Origin of the sequence: Limimaricola sp. G21655-S1 (assembly GCF_027213785.1) — a bacterium.
GTDB lineage: Bacteria > Pseudomonadota > Alphaproteobacteria > Rhodobacterales > Rhodobacteraceae > Limimaricola.
Map to the genome: position 1 here is coordinate 1 of NZ_JAPWGO010000408.1, position 248 is coordinate 248.

The window sequence follows — 248 nt, forward strand, 5'->3', positions numbered from 1 at the left end:
CCACAATGTTGTCTAACTCATTAATTGCAATATGCAACTATTTAGTTAAAAAAAAGGGATCAACAGCATCCCTTCTCTACTACCTGCTCTGCAGGCGATGTTTCACATAAAAGGCCGGTTCTGCGCGCAGCCGCCCCGGCCAGACGCCTCAGCAACTCGGGTGCCCCATGCCGAACTTCCGGTTGCAAGTCAGGCAATAGCTTGTATTCCTCTTCTATCAATTCAGCCCGAATGCGCTGGTAGATAGC

At 49.6% G+C, this 248-nt stretch carries 1 protein-coding gene; it reads right to left on the reverse strand.

The annotated features are described in order from the left end of the window. Window positions 1-59: 59 nt before the first annotated feature. On the reverse strand, window positions 60-248 hold a 189-nt coding region (locus O4G76_RS21265; RefSeq protein ID WP_269399078.1), incomplete at its 5' end, for a hypothetical protein.